This window comes from Tenacibaculum aquaeponti, assembly GCF_057221555.1.
Map to the genome: position 1 here is coordinate 2,637,797 of NZ_CM170147.1, position 19,717 is coordinate 2,657,513.

The following is a 19,717-nucleotide window of genomic DNA, read 5'->3' on the forward strand; positions in this document are numbered from 1 at the left end:
TAATGAATGTTTAATTTGGTTGCTTAAGAAAAGAACTTATTTTTAATCTTATTATTTAGAAAGCTCATCTAATCTTTCTTTTTCCTTTTGAGTAAGATTATTGTATCCTTTTTGATTTATCTTATCTAAGATAGAATCAATTTCTTGTTGTTTAGCTACTTTTATTTCATTGAATTTATCATCAATAGTAACGTTTTTAGGTGCGCTTTTAAACGGATCATTCAATAAAAGAATATGGGGTTTAATAATAAGTAAAAACAAGAATATAGAAGTTGGAATTAATGCTAGCGCAATAGTTAAAAAATTAGTATTAATAACTTCTGGTTTAATAGCAATAGCGGTTAATAAACCTATGATTGCACCACCTAAATGAGCTTCGTGCCCAATATTATCTTTTTTACTTGTAATTCCGTAAATAGAGTATAAAACGTATCCTATAGCATATAACCAAGCAGGAAATTTAAAAGGAAGAATGATAAAACCAATTTCCATACCAGGAGACAATCCAATAGCAGCAAAAACGATTCCACTAACAGCTCCAGAAGCACCAACAGCTCTATAATCGGAATGGTTTTTATGAATGTATAAAGCAAACAGATTTCCACCGATTAAACTGATGAGATAAATTAGGAAGAAAAGAAATGCACCAATAGAATCCTCTAAATTAGATCCGAAAAGATATAGGGTAATCATATTAAATGCAAAGTGTTTCCAATCTACATGAAGAAAACCTGATGAAATTAGTCGGATATATTCTTTGTTGATGAATACTTTATCAACATGAAATAAGAATTTGTCTTGAAAAGTAAATTCCTTTAAACCTTTGTTAGTAATAAAAGCTGTTACACCGATAAGAAGTAAAGTGAACAGTTGTACTTTTTCCATATAAATATTGAATATTTTTTAACTCGTTAGTAAAAATAGGAATAAAAACGATTCATTTAAAGTTGAAAAGAAATTCCAGATTCAATACCAAAACTATTATGTCCTTTATTAGGGGAAGCAAAATTTAAATTAGAATTGTGTCGTAAGGTCAATCGAAAATCAAATAGTATTCTTTTTTGTTTCCAAGAAAACCCTAAACCTAAAATATCAGAAAAAGCAAATCCTCTTTTTAAACGTTCTGTGTCTTCATTAGAAATCATAGGACCTACACTACCAAGTAAATACGAACTAAAATTTGAAAACACATTATAGCGAACTAAAATTCCAATGTTTAAAGCATATTCTTCAAAAGCTCTCCTTTTGGTAAATTTTTCTCGTAACTCTAAATAGTTTTCTGTGGTTGGTAAAACAAATTGTTCGTTTAATAATTGATGATTAGCAAAGTATATACTTGGCTCAATTAAAAGTTCAAAATTAAAGTTCTCCTTTAGTGTTAGCGGATAATTGATCTGAACTTTTAAATACTGATTATCATAACTGTAATCTGGATCATTTAATGGAAAGCTATTCTGTGTTGCTCTACCATAATTTAAACCCAAGTAAATTTTGCGTTCTTGAGAAAAAAGTGTTATTACCGTTAGATTGAATAAAAAAAATAAGAAAATTGATTTTTTCATTTATAGCAAACTAAATTTATCTCGGTCTTTTAAAAAGCCAAGTTTTTCTCGAACTGTATCTTGTTCATTTTTCTGAAGTTTCAATGTAATTGTATTTTCTAGTTCATTATTTTCTTCAGACAAACAATTCCCTAAGCAATCATAAACAGCAGAATGACCAACGTATTCATAATCATTTCCATCTAAACCAATTCTGTTTACACCAATGGTAAAACTCATATTTTCAATTGCTCTAGCTTTTAATAAAGCATCCCAAGCGTTAATTCGTTTTTTAGGCCAACTTGCAGTATATAAAAGTAAATCATAATCTTCTACGTTTCTAGCCCAAACAGGAAAACGTAAATCGTAACAAATAAGCGGACAAATTTTCCATCCTTTGTATTCCACAATTAACTTTTGAGTTCCCGAAGTATACGTTTCGTGTTCTTTAGCTAAAGTAAACGTATGTTTTTTATCGTAATACTGAATTTCACCTGACGGAAAAACAAATAACAAACGATTAAAATACGCATCATTTTCTTCAATAATAATACTTCCAAGTATAGCGGCATTTTTTGCTACTGCTGTTTTTTGCATCCATTGTACAGAAACACCATCCATTTTTTCAGCCAAATTTCTAGCATTCATGGAAAAACCGGTGGTGAACATTTCTGGTAACACGATAAGATCTACAGCATCAGAAATATGATTTATTTTCTTTGTGAAGTTTTCTAAATTTTTAGTCGGGTTTTCCCAAACTAAATCAGATTGTAATGCAGCAACAGAAAGTGTATTCATTTGTATTTAGTTGAAATCAAAAATAACATAATTATCGTATTTTAGAAATCTATCCAGTTATCATGTTATCTCTTTATTCTTAAGAATAACATTATTGACTTAACTTTGTATTCTCAATTTAAAGATTCAAACAGAAATAAAATAAATGCAAACATTTATTCAGGAAACAATTCAAGACATCTTAAAAACGACGCAATCTTTTCAAGATGTAACTTTTGTATTGCCATCGAATCGTGCTGGAGTTTTTGTAAAGCAAGCACTAAAAGATGCGCAAGTAAAAGGTTTTTTCCCTGAAATATTGAACATTGAAGAGTTTACAGAAGAAGTATCTGGAATTCGTAAAGTAGATTCAATTCAGTTATTGTTTTATTTCTATCAGATTTATAAAAAGGTTGAAGAAAAACCAGATACGTTTGATGTTTTTGCTTCTTGGGCATTTACAGTGTTACAAGACTTTAATGAGATCGATCAGCATTTAGTAAATACGAAAGAAGTGTTCGTTTACATTCGAGACGTAGAACGTTTAAAAAAATGGTCAGTAAAAGGTACTTTTCAAGAAACTGAATTAATAAAAGATCACTTTGCATTCACTGAAAAACTAAACGAATATTATAATTTTTTCTATGAATATCTGATTGAAAATAAAATCGGATATCAAGGATGTCTGTACAGAGAAGCGACCGAAAAATTAGAAGGATTTTTACAACAATCTGGAGATAGAAAGTTCTTTTTTATTGGATTTAATGCTTTAAACAAAGCAGAAGAATTCATGATAAAACAAATGTTGTTGGAAGGAAATACTGAAGTGTATTGGGATATTGATGAAACGTTTTTGTATTCAAATCATCAAGCAGGTGCATTTATTAGAAAGTATAAAACCAGGTGGAAATATTATCAAACAAATGAAATAAAAACGGTTGGAAATTGGTTTTCGCAACCTAAGAATATCGAATTAATCGGAGCTTCTAAAAATGTAACACAAATGAAGTATGCAGGAGAATTGTTATCGCAATTCTCTAGTCATGAAAATACAGCTTTAGTTTTAGCCGAAGAATCACAATTACCAATTACCTTAAATTCGTTACCGCTGAATGTAAATTCAGTGAATATTACGATGGGATATCCGTTAAAAGATATGCCGTCAACAAGTTTGTTTTTGTCGTTGTTTCAACTGTTCATTACACAAGAAAGACTTCAGAAAAAAGATGCGCAACAATTTTATTACAAAGAAGTAGTAAAATTATTGAAAGAACCTTTTGTTTATAAAATACTAACTACAGAAACCGAAGTTGTTTCTGAGCAAATTATAGGTGCAATTTTTACTGAAAACAGAACTTTTGTTTCTAAAACTTACATCGAAAGTTATCTTAAAAATTTAGATGAAGTAAAACGAGATTTGATTTCCGATTTATTTTCAGAGTTTAAAACAGTAGATGCTTTTTTACAAAGAATAGTTCGATTTATAGAGCATTTAAAAGATAAAGTTGAAGGATTAGAAAAAGAGTTTTTATTTCGATACTACACAGCTTTTAATCAGTTACAAAATTTACAATTAGAGTTTGGTTATTTTTCCGATTTAAAAGTTTTATATCAGTTCTTTAAACAGCTTATTTCTTCTGAAAGTTTATCCTTCCAAGGAGAACCTTTACAAGGTTTACAGTTGATGGGAATGTTAGAAACACGTCTGTTAGATTTTAAAAATGTAATTATTACTTCGGTAAATGAAGGTGTTTTTCCAGCATCTAGTAAACAAACGTCATTTATTCCTTTTGATGCAAAAGTGCATTACGGTTTGCCTAGTTATAAAGAAAAAGATGCAATTTTCTCGTATCACTTTTTCAGACTGATTCAAAGAGCAGAAAATATTTATTTGATTTATAATACGGAAAGTGATTCGTATGGAGGAGGAGAGAAGAGTCGTTTTTTAACACAATTAGAGTTGTTAAAAGATAATGTAAAGCACACATTTATAAGTCCGAAAGTAACACAGCAAACCAAAGAACAATTAGAAGTTCATAAAAATAAAGCGATTCTTGAACGATTAAAAGAATTAGCTACTAAAGGAATTTCTCCTTCTGCATTAACCAATTATTTGTATAATCCGGTTGCTTTTTATCAGCAAAAAGTTTTAAAAATTAGAGAGTTTGACGATATCGAAGAAGAAGTTGCATTTAATACTTTAGGAACTGTTGTGCACGAAACGTTACGTGTTTTATACGAACCTTTTGTCGGAAAGTTTATCGTGAAAAATGATGTATCTGTGATGAAGAAGAAGGTTTCTGAATTGGTAGAACATTTCTTCGCAGAGTATTTTAAAAATGGAGATATTACTACTGGAAAAAACAGATTGATTTTTGAAGTTGCTGTTCGTTTTGTACAAAACTTTTTAGATCAAGAAATCACATTGCTTTCAGATGAGAATAATGCCTTAAAAATTGTTGAAGTAGAAAAAGATTATGAAGCATTTTTTAATGTAGACGGAATCGATTATCCGATTAAAATACACGGACAAGTAGATCGTGTAGATCAACTTAACGGAGTAACTCGTATTATTGATTACAAAACAGGAGTTGTTAATGCTTCAGATTTAAAAATTTCGGATATAACAGCCGTTGTAGATTTTAAATATAGCAAAGCCATTCAGGTATTGTTGTATGCGTTTATGTATACACAAAATAATCCTACGGCAGAACTTGAAATAGAAGCTGGAATCATTTCTTTTAAAAGATTGAAATCTGGATTTATGAAGTTAAACTTCTCTGAAAAGTATCGTGGGCAAGACAACAATGTTTCTTTAGATAGAATAGATTCGTTTATCGATCAAGTTAAAAAGTTAATTCAAGAGATTTACAATCCAGAAATATCATTTTTAGAACCTACAGATTTGCCTTTTTAGTTTTTCTTCCAATAAATAAACCAGTGATAAAAATTAATACTCCCAAAAGTGGTAATTTCCAGTTAATTTGAAAATTACTTAATTTAACCTCGTTTGGAAATAATTTATTGAGTTTAAAATAATCACTATCTTCAGGTTCATTAACAAATTCGTATTCTCTGTTTCTAGCACAAAGCCATGTAGTATGTCTTGAAATTTCATTTTCAGTATTAAAAAACTTAAAAACTTCTTCTTTTTTAGTGTATACCAAATAATGTCTATTTAGTGAGTTAAAATCAAAATCACAACTAGTTGAAGGTTGATATACTTTAATATATTTTTTATTTGAACCTTTCCATTTTTTTGTTATTTCAAATTTTGCATACCATAGTCTAGTATATCTTTCTTCGGGGTCATCTAAACTTGTTTCATATTTCACTTCTTTAATTTCAATTAAACGACCAATGAAAATTTCATCGGCCCATTCAACAGCTTTTTCAAATGGAATATCATTACAGCTACATGCATAGTTGTAAATAGATAATGATATAAAAAATAGTGATAGTATATATTTTTTCATAGCATAAGATTTTATAGGATTTTTTTGTATCAAAGATTATTCCATTGTGTTATCAAAACTAATAGATCAAATATTCATAACAACTACTTTCCATAATTGTTGTCCAGCTTCATAAGTACAAAGATCGGAAAACCCAATAGTTTCATGTGCTTTTAAAGATCGAGTATTATTAGCGTCAATTTCTGTGATAATACTTGTAAACTCACCAGAAAAAGTTGTGGCCATTGTATCATACAAACCTCTAAAAATTCCTTTTCCTCTATATGCTTTATCAACACAAACTTGTCCCATTACAATAAAATTCGGGTTAATATTAAGTTTGTCTATTTCATTAAACATAGGAATTAAAACAGGAATTTCATTTTTAAATGAAGTTGACATCGATAGTGCATAGCCAACAACATTATCATTGTCTTTTGCAATAATATGAGGATGAAGATCATGCATTTTAGAAAGTATTTCTAAATCATGTTCAACAGTAACAAAACCCTGAGTTTTCTTTTCTTCTTCAGTAAGTTTCTTGGGTAAGTTGCGTTGTTGTAATTCTAAAATTTGAGTTAGTTCAGAAACATTAGAAGTTTTTGTAAAAGTGATCATAAATAAGTAGAAGGTTTACAGTAAACGTTTTCGTTATAAATTTAAAGAAATAAGCTTTTTTATTCGTGTTTTTTCTAATTTAGAATAATTATTTTTGTTGGAATCAACAAAAGAGCAAACTTCTAAAAAAACAAAAAATGAAGACAATCAATGATTTTAATTTTGAAGATAAAAAAGCATTAATCCGTGTAGATTTTAACGTGCCACTAAACGACGAATTTCAGGTAACAGATGATACTAGAATTCAGTCAGCTAAATCAACAATCATTAAAATTTTAGAAGACGGAGGAAGTTGTGTGTTAATGTCGCATTTAGGTCGTCCAAAAGGAGTAGATGAAAAATTTTCTTTAAAGCATATTGTTGATAAAGTAAGTGAAGTAATCGGAGTGCAAGTAAAGTTTGTTGAAGATTGCGTTGGAGAAGCCGCAGAAGCTGCTGTTACTGAATTAAAAAGCGGTGAAATTTTATTGTTAGAAAACTTACGTTTTCATGGCGAAGAAAAAGCAGGAGATATTGCTTTTGCAGAACAATTATCAAAATTAGGAGATGTTTATGTAAACGATGCTTTTGGTACAGCGCATAGAGCGCATGCTTCTACAGCAGTAATTGCACAATTTTTTCCTGAAAGAAAATGTTTCGGGTCTCTGTTAGCGAAAGAAATAGAAAGTATAGATAAAGTTTTAAATAATTCAGAGAAACCAGTAACAGCAATTCTAGGAGGAGCTAAAGTATCGTCTAAAATTGGTGTAATTGAAAATATTATTGAAAAAGTAGATCATATTATTGTTGGTGGAGGAATGACGTTCACATTTGTAAAAGCTTTAGGCGGATCAATTGGGAACTCTTTAGTTGAAGAAGATAAGTTACAATTAGCTTTAGATATTTTAAAAATTGCAAAAGAGAAAAATACAGAAATTCACTTGCCTGTAGATGCTGTTATTGCAGATAATTTTGCAAACGACGCAAATACTCAAACAGTGAATACTAATGAAATTCCTGATGGTTGGATGGGATTAGATGTTGGGCCAGAAACATCTAAAAAGTTTGCAGAAGTTTTAGCGAATTCTAAAACTATTTTATGGAACGGACCTTTAGGAGTTTTTGAAATGGAAAACTTCGCAAAAGGTACTATTGAATTAGGAAATGCAATTGATGCAGCTACTAAAAACGGAGCGTTCTCTTTAGTTGGAGGAGGAGATTCTGTTGCAGCAGTAAAACAATTCGGATTTGCAGATAAGGTAAGTTATGTATCTACTGGCGGTGGTGCAATGTTAGAAAGTTTAGAAGGTAGAGTTTTACCAGGAATTGACGCGATTTTAAGTTAAGTATGAAAACAAAAAGCGCAATTATTGAATTTCAATCTTTGATTGCGCTAAATTTGAGTGAAAAAGAATGAAATATTGGTTGCTAGGAGAAAATAAAAATTATTTAATAGTAATAAATGAAAAGTTAATTTGCTTTGGAAGTTTGAAAAAACTTATCAAATCTGAAATAATATCAGAGTTAAATAAAGGGAATATTCCAAATCAGTTGTTTAGTATTCCTTTTTCTTATATTAAAAAGATTGTAAATCCTGAGAATAAAAAAGAGATTACAATTTTCTACGGTAATAGTAATAGTGAAGAAAGTATCAATTTTAATGATCATAGAGCAAAAGAGGAAGTTTTTAAAGTCTTAAAAGAAAGGTTATTCAGTTTTGAATATTTAAAAAAGAAACCTTCTATAATTAATCATTTAAAACCTCAATTATTTGCGCTGTTGTTCTCTTCAGGTATTTTTACTTGGATTTATTATTTAGCAAATCAGCTTGAAAAAGGATATGAATACGAAATTGTAGGGAGAAAAGAAGGTTTAACAGGTGTGATTTTAGGATTAGCACATTTTGGTACATTAAAAGTTACTCTAGGGTATTTGATGATTTTAGCCGTTGTGTTATATTCTCTAATGAAAAAAATGAAATCACGAACAATTACTCAATATCTAAAGAGATAAAAATGAAATATACAACGTTACCAAATACCGATGTTAAAGTTTCTAAGATTTGTTTAGGAACAATGACTTGGGGAAATCAGAATACAGAAGCAGAAGGATTTGAGCAAATGGATTATGCCTTAGAACAAGGTGTGAACTTTTTTGATACTGCTGAGTTATATTCTGTACCTGCAACTCCAGAAACTTATGGAGCTACAGAAAAGATCATCGGAAACTGGTTTAAGAAAACAGGAAATAGAGATAAAGTTGTTTTAGCTTCTAAAATAGCTGGGGGTGGAGATTATACAGCGCACATTCGATCTGGAGGTTTAACAGGAAAGAATATCATTGAAGCTGTTGAAGGTAGTTTACAACGTTTACAAACAGATTATATCGATTTATATCAGTTACACTGGCCAAATCGTGGAGTAAACTGTTTCGGTGTGCGTGATTATCCGTACAAAACATCAGCAAAAGAAGCAGAAAATCATATTGAAATTTTAGAAACACTTCAAGGTTTAATTAAAGAAGGAAAGATAAAACATGTAGGTTTATCTAACGAAACCCCTTGGGGAACAATGAAGTATTTACAAGCTGCTGAACAGTATGATTTACCTAGAATGGTAACCATTCAAAATTCATATTCATTAATTCATCGAGGTTACGAATACGGAATGTCTGAAGTTTCGATGCGTGAAGATATCGGACTTTTAGCATATTCTCCTTTAGCACAAGGAGTACTTTCAGGAAAGTATTTAAATGGAGGAAAGCCAGAAGGAGCTAGAGGAACTTTATTTCCACGTTTTATTGCGCGTTATATGGGAGACGGATCTCAAAATGCAGTACAAGCATATTTAGCAATTGCAGAAAAACACGGCTTAACATTGTCTGAATTAGCTTTAGCTTATATTAATCAGTTACCATTTGTAACAAGTAATATTATTGGAGCTACAAGAATGGATCAATTAAAAGAAAATATTAATTCAATTCATGTTGAATTAACTGAAGAAATTTTAAAAGAAATAGAAGCGGTACACGCAGTAATGCCGAATCCAGCACCTTAGTTTCTTGAGTTTAAAAAACAAAATATTTGCATCATATTTGGTCGTATTCATTACGATCATGATGATGCTTTTTTCTTCTGTGTTATTTTCTGAAACAGCAGAAGAAGAGCCAAGATTTTTTTGTGGAACTGTAGATACAATTACTGAAGAAAAGAGAGCTGGAAGAAAGCTTTTTAATGCAAATTGTGCTTCTTGTCATAAGTTAGACAAACATATTACAGGCCCTGCTTTACGAGGTGTAAAATTTGATTCACTTTCTTTACATGAATATTTGAGTTCTAAAAAACATCAACCTACTTTTCCACAGTTAAGTATCGAGCAAGTCAATGAAATTCTAAAGTATACTAAAGATTAAAAGTAGCTGTCTAAAAAACAATGACATTCTGAATTTTTTTCAGAATCTCACTATGCTAATTTTAAACAGCTTTTTTTTCAGTTTATTCCTTCAAAAGTTCAATAGTTTGATCTACCCAACTTTTTTGATTGTTTAAATAGAAATTAGGAGCAATACCAATTACTTCATAAGTACGTTGCTTTTTGTATCGACTAGATGTACATGTTAATGTAAAATTGTAACAAGGAGTTGTTACAGCGCCAACTTCACCATAACCAACATAACCACCAGAATTTTCTCCAACTAAAATTGTTTTCTTACTTTGTTTTGCCCAGAATAAAAGAGTTTCACAAGAGCTAGCACAATTTTTATTATATATAATAGCAACCTTTTTTACAGCATTAGGTTTAAAATTTCTACTCATTCGTCCTCCTTTCGATACAGAAATGTAGGAGTCTAACTTTGCTTCTTTCATTCGTTCTACCCTTTTCTTAAACCATTTTACTCGATCTTTATCAAAGTTTACAGTATCGCTTTTTGCATCTTCATACCAGCTTTCCCAAATTTTAATATTGTCTTTAGTAATGTATAAATCAACTTTATCGGTTTTAATTTTATTTGTGTACATGAATTCTAAAAGTGGATTTACATTATCATCACTTCCACCACCATTATTACGAACATCAATAATTAAATAAGGTTGCTTTTTAATTTTATTAAAGGAAGCTTTGTATAACGAATCTATTTTAGCAGTTCTTTTACCAGAAAAGGTAGGAATTCGTAAATAAGAAATACTATCGTTAATTATTTTAAAATCGTAAGTAGATGGAACATCAATTGCATGGTTCACATAAGAATTTAAAGAGGTTTTAAACCAATAATCTCCTAGCACACCTTCTTTTAAAGAGAACCGACTTTCGTATTTTATAGCATGATTTTTTAAATAACTAATTGCCAAAAACTCATTTGGAGAGGCTGTTTTTTTAAGTTCAAACTTTACTTGTCCTTTTTTCCAAAGTTTTGTTTTCGCATCTAAAATTACACCAACATAATCTCTCAGCTTAGTTTTACTCGGAATTACAGCAACGGTATATGCATTTTTGATTTCATAAATTCCAAGAATATTATCTATTGGATATTGTTTTTGATCTACTTTTTCTAATGGAATCGTTTCTCTTGAAGTATAAGTTTCTGAAGTTAAAAATTGTTGCAATTCTTCTTCATTATTTTCATCAATATTTTGACTTCTCATGTAAATTGAAGAATGATTGTCTCTAAAAAACTCTACATATTGTAATGTTAATTTATAACAATCGTTTTTCGTGCTGACTTTATTTGCTTCTTCAATTAAATTGGTTTTTAAGGAAGTGTATGTTGCTTTTGTTTTAGAAGTAACATTGTCTTTAAATCCGGGAAGATTATTTTCATAATAAGTAATTACAAAATCTAAATCTTTAGAACATTTACATTGTTTTTGAGCGAAAGAAAGATGTGTTAAAAGTAGTAGTGAAAGTGTAAGTAAGTTTCTCATGTTTGATTTTTTAGTTGTCTTAAAAAGACATTTAAAATGTATAGTTGTTACACTAAAGTTTTTGGCTAATAGAGTTCTTTACAAATCAAATTATGAATTTTTAAATAGAGAAATTGATTTATTTTCCCAACAGTAAATTATTTTTTCTGAATAGAATGATTAATTGTAATTAACAAATAATTTAAAAAAAACAAAAGCTCCTAAGAAATACTCTTAGAAGCTTAATTAAATATATCGTTAAAATTATAAGGAGATTAAAACAAAGTATATCCTAATGTAATTGCAGTTGTTGATGAAGAAGAATTCCAGAAAGGAATATTTTTCATAATATTTCTATTAGTATAATGTTCAAATTCTATACTAAACTTATCATATTTATACCCAAAGTTTAAATGGAAAGCTGTCGAACTATCTTCTAAATTCAATTCTCCTGAACTAGTACTTGTCACAGATCCATTTAAAGTACTCTCAAATGAAAAGTTTAATTTAGAATCTAAAGGAAAATCAATTAAATATCCAGCTCCTATAAATAATTTAGATTTTTTATTTAGGTACATATAATGTTTTACGCCAATAGGTATTTCTATAGAAGAGTAATCAATTTCAGTATTAATGGTATTAACAATTATACCTTGTGAAGAATTTTCTTCACTTTTTCCAGTGAAAGTTTGATATGTTGTTTTTAAAAAAAGTCCCCATTTGTTATTGTTAATTGGTAAAATATATTCAAATTCTAAACCAGGGCGAAAATTAGATATGCTACTAAATTCTACATTTTTTATAGGAAGTATATTGTTTTCAATATTTAAAGAAGAAAAACTAGCACCTGCTTTTACTGATACATTAAATTTACCAGGTGTTTTTTCTTTCTTAACTTTATATTCTGGTTTGCTACCATTACATAGGTTATATTCACTAAAAAATGCTGTTAAATCACTTTCATTATATTTTATAGATTCTACTCTTTTTAGGGTTATTTCCTTACATTTTAATTTTGTGAATAACTCTTGTTTGTAACTCTGGTTTTCTCTTATTTTATCACTGCCAATCTTATATTTCTTATATACAAGTTGTTTTGGGGTAGTGTTGTTTAAGTTGTAGAAGTAACGAATTAAGGTACCATCTTGAAATTGGAATAAGTTAGCTTTACCTTTTTGTAAGACTTTTAGGTATAAAATCTCTTCTTTAAATTGAGGAAAACGCTCTTCTGTTAGAAAATTAACTTTATTACTAGATCTATCTATTTTTACTGCTGATTTTATATATGTAACATGGTTATAAATACCAAATTCTTTAGCATTGTCAGAAGTGCTTATATTTTCAGTATTATTTTGTTTGTATTTAAATGATTTTGGGTTGTTTTGCCAACCTTCGTCTTTAATCAAACACTCTACTCTTTTGTTGGAGTTTGTTACAAAATAACCTTTTTTGAATGTGTTTTGAGATGTTAGTTTAAATGCATTTAAGCATATTAGCGTGATACACGCAAAGAATAATTTTTTCATAGTTTTTTCGTAATTAAAAGCAGGCAAAAGTATACTTTTAATTACGAAAAAAACTAAACTTATATGTTAAATTTGGTTGTGTTTAGTAACCTACTTTTGCACGTACACGTTGTAAAACATCTTGAGCTACTTTTCTAGCTTTTTCAGCACCAATTGCTAGCGCTTCATCGATTTCATTTTTGTTCTCCATGTAGTGGTTGTATTTTGAACGTACATCAGCAAACTTATCAATAATCAATTCATATAAAGCTTGTTTCGCATGTCCATAACCATAATTTCCACCTTCATAATTTGCACGCATCTCAGCAATTTGCTCGTCAGAAGCTAATAATTTATACAAAGCAAAAACATTATCTCCATCAGGGTTTTTAGGCTCTTCTAAAGGAGTGCTATCCGTTTGAATTTTCATGATTTGCTTGCGTAACTTTTTGTCTGGTAAAAAGATATTAATTACGTTATCACGAGATTTACTCATTTTTTCACCATCAACTCCAGGAACTAATTGTGTGTGTTCTTGAATTTTTGCTTGTGGCGGAACTAACGTTTCTCCAACAACATTATTTAATCTTTCGGCAACATCTCTTGTCATTTCTAAATGCTGTAATTGATCTTTTCCTACAGGAACAATTTCAGCATCATACAATAAAATATCAGCAGCCATTAACATCGGGTAAGTAAATAATCCAGCATTAACATCTTCTAATCGATCTGCTTTATCTTTAAAACTATGCGCAAGTTTTAATCTGTTGTATGGAAAGAAACAATTTAAATACCAAGTTAATTCAGTTACTTCAGGAATATCACTTTGACGATAAAATACAGTTTTATTCACATCAATACCACAAGCTAACCAAGTAGCAGCTGTGCTGTAAGTGTTTTCACGTAATTGATTTCCGTCTTTAATTTGAGTTAATGAGTGCATATCTGCAATAAATAAAAACGACTCGTTTTCTGGCTGATTAGCCATTTCAATTGCTGGTAAAATTGCACCTAATAAATTTCCTAAATGTGGCGTACCAGTACTTTGTACACCAGTTAAAATTCTAGACATTTTATTTTGTTTCTTTTAATATTAAAAAGTCAAACCCATATCCATGATGTAATAATGGTTCTTCATATATGGTTTCACTTATTTTGTCAAATTTTATATTTGGTTTGCGTTCTTTTGCCAAAATTACAACATCATACTCATCTTTAGGCTTTTTATTAGGATCATTTGTGATCCATCCCATAGATATTTCATGACCAGTTCCTACATGACCAATAATAATCTCAATATTATTTGCTCTATAAACGCGAGTAGAACTTAAATAATAGGCTTTTAAATTATCGGTAAATGTAGCACTTCTTTTAAACTCTTGAAAAGCATTAAGACTTATAGGGTGGTTTTTGATTTATAAATTAAATAATCCTTCTTCTTTTTAATATTGTTTTCTAAAGTAAGCATGTTACATTTCTTCTGAAAGTCGCAAAAAGAAATATATTCAGGATTAAATAATGTGATATTTTTATTTTGTGAGACTACGCTTTTTAATTTTTTCTGAAAGACTTCAGTTAATTCCTTAAGATAATGTTCCGCTTCAATTACGATTTTTTCAGCTTTATCCTTTGAAATCAGTTGTCCATTTAAATTGTACGTGGAAACATAATATTCCATATTCCATCCAATTTCAGGACCTCTAAACTCGGCTGTGTTATCCAAAAAATCTGTTCTATGAATATTTACAGTTAAAGTGATAATATTTTGATTTTGAATTCCAATAGGAAATATTTTATATTGATAAGCAGAATTACAAGCATTAGCGAGTAATGAATGTAATATCAAAAACAGAGATATATAATAAAATTTCATTAGCAAACTTTTTAAAAATAAGTAAAACAAAAATAAGCTTTAAACTTTCCAAACAAAAGAAATTACTACATTAGCAACTATGAAATACATAAAGATTCCCTTTCTATTATTATGGCGTGCATGGTTTTATGTATTAATGTTTATAGGTATTGTTTTATTGTCGCCATTACTAATCATTTTATCTTCTAGTGAAAAGTTATACCCGTACTTTTGGAAGTTGGTAAGGGTTTTTTCTTACTTTTTAATTTACGGAATGGGATGTCGTATCGACATAGAAAAAGAAGAAGAAATTGATAGAAATAAAAGCTATGTATTTTGTGCTAACCATACCTCTTTTTTTGATATTTGGTTAATGATTATTATGAGTAAAAATCCAATTGTTTTTGTAGGAAAAAAAGAACTGGTTAAAATTCCTGTTTTTGGTTTTTTTTATAAGAGAGTGGTTATTATGGTAGATAGAGGAAATGCTGAAAGTAGAAGGAAGGTTTATGGTTTGGCAAAAAAAAGATTAAGCAATGGTACAAGTGTTGCGATTTATCCTGAAGGCTTAGTTCCTGAAGAAGATGTAATATTAGCTCCTTTTAAAAATGGGGCATTTAGTTTGGCTATAGAGTTCAAAATTCCTGTTGTTCCACAAGTATATTTTGATTGTAAAAGATCTTTTTCTTGGAATATATTTAAAGGAGGGCCAACGAAATTACGCGTAAAACAATATAAATTTATACCAACAGATTCTTTACAAATTGAAGACAGACATCGAATAAAAGAAAAACTTTTTGAATTAATGTATACAGCACTATCTAGAGATAAACAATACATGAAAGACACTAATAAAGCATTACATGCAAAACAGAAAGAACGTAAGTGAGTATAGTAAAGAAGAAGAGTATTTAAATGTACTCACACATGCAATTGGTTTATTCGCGAGTTGTGTTGCATTTCCTTTTTTGATATTTAAAGCATATTGCTATGTTAATGTTTGGTACCAAATAAGTTTTATTATTTACGGAATAAGTTTAATAACATTGTATGCAGCATCTACATTTTATCATAAAGCAACAGATTCAGTTAAAAGGAAACGACTAAAAGTTTTCGATCATGCAGCAATTTTTATGCTTATAGCAGGAAGTTATACTCCTTTTTGTTTGGTTGCTTTAAAATCCGATTTAGGTTTACGAATGTTTTTAATTGTTTGGACTTTCGCTTTGGTAGGAATAATTTTCAAATTGTTTTTTACAGGGAAGTTAAAACACGTATCTACAGTAATGTATGTATTAATGGGGTGGTTGGTAGTATTTTTTATTCAACCATTAATGGAAAGTTTATCTGAAGAAGGAGCTAATTATTTAATAGCTGGTGGAGTTTTTTATACTATTGGAGCTATTTTGTATTCAATAAAGAAAATACCTTTTAACCACGCGATTTTTCATGTTTTTGTATTATTAGGAAGTCTTTGTCACTTTTGGGCCATTTATAACTTATAATTACCAATCTTTATAAGGAAATTTACTAATGTTAGAATTGTAATATTTAGTTTCACCAGTTACTTCTCTATCTAACCAATCTGGTTTTACGAAGTTTTCGTTTTCACTTGAAAGTTCTATCTCAGCAATAATTAAACCTAAGTTATCACCTAAAAATTCATCTACTTCATAAGTGTGATTATCTATTACAACAAGATATCTGTATTTTTCAATAATTCCTTTTTCACATAAATTGAATAAACTCTCAGCTTCTGTTTTAGGTATTTCTTTTTCCCATTCAAATCTCGTAGTTCCAGAAGAATTTGATTTTCCTTTAATAGTTAAAAAACCTTGATCATCTTTTAAACGTACTCTAACTACACGTTCTTTATCAGAATTTAAAAATCCTTGTTTGATATACACTTTTTTCGAAGCTTCGTTTATAAATCTATTATCTTTTACTAAGAATTTGCGTTCTATTTCAACACTCATAAGATCAAGTTCTATTTTGTACGAATGTATCGCTTTTATCGTTATTATTAAATATCTTTGAAGCAATTATGAAGAAAATCTGTACACTAATAGCCTTATGTTTTTTGTTGTTATCTAATGCACAAAATGATTTTAGTGATCGTTGGGAAGATTTTTTTTCATACAATAATGTAAGAGACTTTGTTATTAATGGTGAAAATGTCTTTGCATTAACAGATAATGCGGTTTTTTCATACAATATAACTTCAGAAGAATTAAAGAAATTGTCTTCTGTCAATGGTTTATCTGGAGAAACGACTTCAGCAATTCATTATAATGAAGCTTTTGATAGAATTGTTATCGGATATGACACTGGTTTAATAGAGGTAATTAGTGATGATGGTACAGTTACGGTTTCTCCTGATATCGTAAATTTTAATCAATCTGGTTTAAAACGAATTAATGATATTTTTGAGCATAACGGCCAATTATTTATAGCAACTTCATTTGCAATAGTTGTATATGATATTGAACGATTAGAATTTGGAGATACTTATTTTATTGGTTCTGGATCAACCAGTATAAATGTAAATCAAATTACAGTTTTAAATAATGAAATTTACGCAGCTACAGATAATGGAATATTTGTTGCAGATATTACAAACCCTAACTTAATCGATGCTGCAAATTGGGAACAAAGATTCACAGGGAGCTTCCAAAAAATCACATCTTTTTCAGGAAATATTTATGCAGTGTCTAATCGTAATTTGGTTAGGTTAAACGGGGTAACACAACAAAACGTACTTTCTTTTCCTGAAAACATTAACGATATAAAAAGTTCTGCTACAAATTTAGTAGTATCACTATCTAGTTCAGCTAATGTTTATAACACTTCTCTAGTTTTACAAGGAACGAATACAAGTTCAACTACGTTTAATTTTTCATTAAATACAGCTTTCGTTAACGGTGATTCAATATTATTAGGAACCTCAGAATTTGGTTTATTAATGGCTCCTTTAGCTACACGATCTTATACAGAGATTCATCCAGATGGACCATTATCTAATCAAGTTTTTTCTATTGAAGCTTTTAATAATAATCTTTGGGTATTGTATGGAGGATACGATGTAACATTTACACCTTCTCAGGTACGTCAAGGTTATTCAAGATTCAACGGTGAAACATGGTTAAATACACCTTTCAATCCAGCTAATCCGTTTGGAGATTTAGTAAGTATTACTATAGATAAAAATAGTGATAATAGAGTTTTTATAAGTTCTTTTGGAGATACTGGAGCTGTAAATACGCCATTAACTGGTGGCTTATTTGAAGTTGTGGATGATAACATTTCAAATTTTTATAATCATTTAAATAGCCCTTTAGAAGATATTGTTCCAACAAATCCTTCTCGAGTTACTATCCGTATTGGTGGAACAGCGCTAGATAGAGAAGGAAACTTATGGGTGACGAATATTTTAGGTTCATCAAGATTGAAGAAGTTATCACCTGCTGGAAATTGGACAAGTTTTAATATTAATGAGTTATATGTTCAAAATAGGCCTGGTATGGGAGAGATAGCAATCGACAATACAAATACAATTTGGATTACTACCAGAAGTAATGGTTTGTTTGCATACAACGAAAATGGAGATAGAAAGAGAGCATTAACAACAGAACCTACAAAAGGAAATTTACCAAATAGAAATACCAGAACAGTAGCGATTGATAAAAATAATAGATTGTGGATTGGAACTTTGTCTGGTTTAGTGGTGTATAATAATCCAGCTTCTATTTTTGATGCAAATGTTTTCGATGCAGAGCCAATTATTATTTTAGATGATGGTATTGCTAAAAAATTATTGGGAGATCAAACCATAAATGCTATAAAAGTTGATGGAGCTAATAATAAATGGTTTGGAACAGATAATGGAGGTGTTTTATATACAAACCCAAATGGTCAAAATACTTTAGCGAATTTTAATAAAGATAACTCACCACTACCTTCAAATAAAATTTTAAAAATTACTGTAGATGAGTTTACAGGAAAAGTATTTTTTGCGACAGACAAAGGTATAGTCGCTTATAACAGTAATGTTGCTCCTTTTGGTGATGAGTTAAGTGAGGTATATGCATATCCGAATCCTGTTTTAAGTAATAACGATCAAGTTACTATAGCTGGTAGAAATGGGACTAATATTCCTAAAGGAACCAATGTAAAAATATTAGATGCTTCTGGAAATTTAGTGTATGAAACAAATGTTGTTGAAGGTCAGCAAGTACAAGGAGGAAAAGTAGTTTGGAATAAAAGAAATTTAGCAGGGCAAAAAGTTGCTTCTGGAATTTATATTGTATTATTAACTACTGAAGAAGGAGAGGAATCTGCTACAACCAAAATTGCAATTGTAAACTAATGGCAGTAGTTTCTACAAAAGCAATTGTTTTTAGTGCTATAAAATACGGAGACTCTAGCTTAATTGTAAAATGTTTTACTGAAGAAGATGGAGTTAAAACTTATATGATAAGAGGTGTTTTAAAGTCAAAAAAAGGAAAACTAAAAGCTGCATATTTTCAACCGTTAACTTTACTGCAATTAACTGCAAGTCATAATAATAAAGGGAATTTAAACTCTATTAAAGAAGCGCAGGTTTTACCAATGTATGAAACGATATATATGTCGGTTGTTAAGCAAACTATAGTGCTATTTATATCAGAAATCTTATCTAATATTATTCAGGAAGAAGAGAAAAACGAAATGCTGTATAACTACATTGAAACAGCCTTGATTTGGTTAGATACTCATGATTCAATTTCTAATTTTCATTTGTTGTTTTTACTTAATTTATCACGTTTTTTAGGATTTTATCCAGATACTACTCATACAGAAAGTTTAGGGTTTAATTTATTGGAAGGAAGTTTCACAAATTCACTTTATGAGAAAACAACAATAACGGGTAACGATTTTATTTTATTTAAAAAGCTGTTAGGCATAAATTTTGATGCAATTCATACAATTTCATTTAATAAAAAAGAAAGACAGAGCGTGCTAAAGCTAATAATTCGATATTTTGAGTTACATTTGGAAGGTTTTAAAAAACCAAAATCTTTAGACGTTTTAGAATCAGTGTTTAGTTAACT

20 protein-coding genes are annotated in these 19,717 nt (G+C 29.5%); 9 read left to right on the plus strand and 11 right to left on the minus strand.

The genetic code is table 11. The features are described from left to right. Positions 1-51: 51 nt before the first annotated feature. The 3 genes from AC2TEO_RS11910 to AC2TEO_RS11920 are packed head-to-tail and all read right to left on the minus strand — an operon-like array spanning position 52 to position 2,339. Entirely contained in the window at positions 52-885 is an 834-nt protein-coding gene (locus AC2TEO_RS11910; protein WP_442265039.1) for a rhomboid family intramembrane serine protease, read from the minus strand. A gap of 56 nt (positions 886-941) precedes the next feature. After that, on the minus strand, positions 942-1,562 hold the full coding sequence (locus tag AC2TEO_RS11915; RefSeq protein ID WP_442265040.1) for an acyloxyacyl hydrolase: 621 nt from the start codon (positions 1,560-1,562) through the stop codon (positions 942-944). Beyond that, a complete protein-coding gene (locus AC2TEO_RS11920; RefSeq protein ID WP_442265041.1) occupies positions 1,563-2,339 on the minus strand; it encodes an amidohydrolase in 777 nt (258 codons plus the stop codon). A gap of 145 nt (positions 2,340-2,484) precedes the next feature. Between AC2TEO_RS11920 and AC2TEO_RS11925 the strand changes: the two genes are divergently transcribed. Then, a complete protein-coding gene (locus tag AC2TEO_RS11925) occupies positions 2,485-5,235 on the plus strand; it encodes a PD-(D/E)XK nuclease family protein (protein WP_442265042.1) in 2,751 nt (916 codons plus the stop codon). Here the strand turns inward: AC2TEO_RS11925 and AC2TEO_RS11930 are convergent. Beyond that, a complete protein-coding gene (locus tag AC2TEO_RS11930; protein WP_442265043.1) occupies positions 5,216-5,794 on the minus strand; it encodes a hypothetical protein in 579 nt (192 codons plus the stop codon). The two genes, AC2TEO_RS11925 and AC2TEO_RS11930, sit on opposite strands and share 20 nt — an antisense overlap. Positions 5,795-5,860: 66 nt before the next feature. Next, entirely contained in the window at positions 5,861-6,391 is a 531-nt protein-coding gene (locus AC2TEO_RS11935) for a GNAT family N-acetyltransferase (protein ID WP_442265044.1), read from the minus strand. A gap of 137 nt (positions 6,392-6,528) precedes the next feature. Here AC2TEO_RS11935 and AC2TEO_RS11940 point away from each other — a divergent pair, with 137 nt between their 5' ends. From AC2TEO_RS11940 to AC2TEO_RS11955, 4 genes are all read left to right on the plus strand, one after another. Then, a complete protein-coding gene (locus AC2TEO_RS11940) occupies positions 6,529-7,716 on the plus strand; it encodes a phosphoglycerate kinase (RefSeq protein WP_442265045.1) in 1,188 nt (395 codons plus the stop codon). A gap of 67 nt (positions 7,717-7,783) precedes the next feature. Then, the gene (locus tag AC2TEO_RS11945; protein ID WP_442265046.1) at positions 7,784-8,383 is read left to right on the plus strand and encodes a hypothetical protein; all 600 of its coding nucleotides are present in this window, start codon (positions 7,784-7,786) and stop codon (positions 8,381-8,383) included. Between the two features lie 2 nt (positions 8,384-8,385). Then, positions 8,386-9,426 (plus strand): NADP(H)-dependent aldo-keto reductase, encoded by a 1,041-nt coding sequence (locus AC2TEO_RS11950; protein ID WP_442265047.1) that lies wholly within the window; start codon positions 8,386-8,388, stop codon positions 9,424-9,426. A gap of 4 nt (positions 9,427-9,430) precedes the next feature. Next, positions 9,431-9,781, plus strand: coding sequence for a c-type cytochrome (locus AC2TEO_RS11955; protein ID WP_442265048.1), 351 nt, complete (start codon positions 9,431-9,433; stop codon positions 9,779-9,781). A gap of 82 nt (positions 9,782-9,863) precedes the next feature. Here the strand turns inward: AC2TEO_RS11955 and AC2TEO_RS11960 are convergent, their stop codons facing one another. From AC2TEO_RS11960 to AC2TEO_RS11980, 5 genes are all read right to left on the minus strand, one after another. Then, the gene (locus AC2TEO_RS11960; protein WP_442265049.1) at positions 9,864-11,291 is read right to left on the minus strand and encodes a S41 family peptidase; all 1,428 of its coding nucleotides are present in this window, start codon (positions 11,289-11,291) and stop codon (positions 9,864-9,866) included. 254 nt (positions 11,292-11,545) lie between these two features. Beyond that, entirely contained in the window at positions 11,546-12,796 is a 1,251-nt protein-coding gene (locus AC2TEO_RS11965) for a hypothetical protein (protein WP_442265050.1), read from the minus strand. An 82-nt stretch (positions 12,797-12,878) separates the two neighbouring features. Beyond that, on the minus strand, positions 12,879-13,847 hold the full coding sequence (gene trpS, locus AC2TEO_RS11970; protein WP_299672760.1) for a tryptophan--tRNA ligase: 969 nt from the start codon (positions 13,845-13,847) through the stop codon (positions 12,879-12,881). A gap of 1 nt (position 13,848) precedes the next feature. Then, positions 13,849-14,028 (minus strand): hypothetical protein, encoded by a 180-nt coding sequence (locus tag AC2TEO_RS11975; protein WP_442265051.1) that lies wholly within the window; start codon positions 14,026-14,028, stop codon positions 13,849-13,851. A gap of 143 nt (positions 14,029-14,171) precedes the next feature. Beyond that, entirely contained in the window at positions 14,172-14,648 is a 477-nt protein-coding gene (locus AC2TEO_RS11980; RefSeq protein ID WP_442265052.1) for a hypothetical protein, read from the minus strand. Between the two features lie 79 nt (positions 14,649-14,727). On the opposite strand from AC2TEO_RS11980, the gene AC2TEO_RS11985 reads away from it, so the two are divergent. Together AC2TEO_RS11985 and trhA are read left to right on the plus strand one after the other, a co-directional pair. After that, complete coding sequence (locus AC2TEO_RS11985; RefSeq protein WP_442265053.1) at positions 14,728-15,516, plus strand: lysophospholipid acyltransferase family protein; 789 nt, start codon at positions 14,728-14,730, stop codon at positions 15,514-15,516. Continuing rightward, a complete protein-coding gene (gene trhA, locus AC2TEO_RS11990) occupies positions 15,491-16,132 on the plus strand; it encodes a PAQR family membrane homeostasis protein TrhA (protein ID WP_442265054.1) in 642 nt (213 codons plus the stop codon). The genes AC2TEO_RS11985 and trhA overlap by 26 nt, the downstream gene beginning before the upstream one ends. Here the strand turns inward: trhA and AC2TEO_RS11995 are convergent, their stop codons facing one another. After that, a complete protein-coding gene (locus AC2TEO_RS11995; RefSeq protein ID WP_442265055.1) occupies positions 16,133-16,603 on the minus strand; it encodes a CYTH domain-containing protein in 471 nt (156 codons plus the stop codon). It abuts the gene before it with no gap. A gap of 68 nt (positions 16,604-16,671) precedes the next feature. On the opposite strand from AC2TEO_RS11995, the gene porZ reads away from it, so the two are divergent. Both porZ and recO read left to right on the plus strand, forming a co-directional pair. Next, a complete protein-coding gene (porZ, locus tag AC2TEO_RS12000) occupies positions 16,672-18,993 on the plus strand; it encodes a type IX secretion system anionic LPS delivery protein PorZ (protein WP_442265056.1) in 2,322 nt (773 codons plus the stop codon). Continuing rightward, a complete protein-coding gene (gene recO / locus AC2TEO_RS12005; RefSeq protein WP_442265057.1) occupies positions 18,993-19,715 on the plus strand; it encodes a DNA repair protein RecO in 723 nt (240 codons plus the stop codon). Before porZ ends, recO begins: the two co-directional genes overlap by 1 nt. Positions 19,716-19,717: the final 2 nt, after the last annotated feature.